Origin of the sequence: Salinimicrobium marinum, assembly GCF_014651535.1 — a bacterium.
Taxonomy (GTDB): Bacteria; Bacteroidota; Bacteroidia; order Flavobacteriales; family Flavobacteriaceae; genus Salinimicrobium; species Salinimicrobium marinum.
Map to the genome: position 1 here is coordinate 1 of NZ_BMXB01000043.1, position 1,319 is coordinate 1,319.

Below are 1,319 nucleotides of genomic sequence, written 5' to 3' on the forward strand. Positions count from 1 at the left end.
CTAATTTAGCCCCCAATAAGATCGGAGTGATATTTTAAATTTCAATTTATACCTTTGAAATATGAAATACAAGAGATGGAGCTTATCAGAAAAGTTAGAGATATTAGCCTCCGCAGAAGAGATTGGAGTTGTTGAAACCTGTAGAAAATTCAACGTTAGCACAGGCACCTTTTATAACTGGAAAAAGAAGTTTGACCATAAAGGAGAAGATGGCCTTAAAGTGAACTATGACATCAAAAGCAAGGAGTTCAAGCAAGTAGAGGAAGAGAACAGAGTGCTTCGTAAACTACTTGGAAATAAGGATATTGAACTGGAAGTGCAACGGGAACTCTTAAAAAAAAAGTTTGGGACATCCGATCCAAGAAAGATCTAGTAGACTTTATCTTTAAAAAGCACAAGTGCAGTAAGACCAGGATCATTCAGATGGTCGGGATGGTCCCCAGTAGTTATTATAGAAAACCCAGCAATGGAAGAAAAGGTAATACACCCTCTAAATTAACCTATAACAAGTCCAAAGGTTGGGTAGAGCAACCCATTGTATTAGATGCCGTTAAAAGGCTCCTGGGGCATGAATTCATTGATTGTGGGTATCGACTTATGACTTCCTATTTGAAGAGAGACGGGTTCCTTATCAACCATAAGAAACTATACAGGATTATGAAAACTGCTGGCTTGCTAAAACTGGAAAACCGGATCAACCGAAGTGGTGCTGGTCGTAAATTTGTGAAATTCCGAAAGGTAAAGACTTCCAGGCCCCTTGAATGTTTGGAAATGGATATCAAGATGGTATGGATCCCAAGTGCTGGTAAAAACGCTTATTTGCTCTCTGTGATCGATGTACACACCCGTAGAATACTGAAAGACTATTTTTCTTTTACTATAAAACAAGCGCAGGTCATAGCCCTTCTCTCTGAGTTGTTTGAGAGTTATCAATATCCAGAGAGTGTGGTTATTAGAAGTGATAATGGAAGCCAGTTTATAGCCAGTAATGTACGTGAATACTTAGGACTCATCGGAGTTGATCAGGAGTTCACCCATGTGGCTACCCCGGAAGAAAATGCGCATATAGAAGCCTATCATGGAATATTAAAAAAAGAAGTATTTACTAGATTTGATTACAGAACCTTTGGAGAGATTGAGCAGATCTTAAAAAGATATGTTGTTTTTTACAACAATGATAGGCTGCATGGGCTACTGGGAAGGATTACACCAATGGAAAAATGGGTTCAGGACCAACACCTGATTTTAGTGAAAAAACAAACCGCTTAATTAATTTTTGAAATCTAGAATAATTCTCTTGTTTTATAGGGGCCAAAACA

The 1,319-nt window shown here is 38.1% G+C and carries 2 protein-coding genes; both read left to right on the forward strand.

Translation table 11 applies throughout. The features are described 5' to 3' along the window. The first annotated feature begins 61 nt into the window (after positions 1-61). Positions 62-373, forward strand: coding sequence for a transposase (locus tag IE056_RS18260; protein ID WP_189606426.1), 312 nt, complete (start codon positions 62-64; stop codon positions 371-373). Positions 374-414: 41 nt separating this feature from the next. Next, positions 415-1,269 (forward strand): IS3 family transposase, encoded by an 855-nt coding sequence (locus IE056_RS18265; protein WP_229793821.1) that lies wholly within the window; start codon positions 415-417, stop codon positions 1,267-1,269. Positions 1,270-1,319 lie beyond the last annotated feature (50 nt).

What these genes read in the sequence shown, in the direction of transcription:
- IE056_RS18260 (WP_189606426.1), top strand. Translation starts at nt 62, where the DNA reads ATGAAATACAAGAGATGGAGCTTATCAGAAAAGTTAGAGATATTAGCC.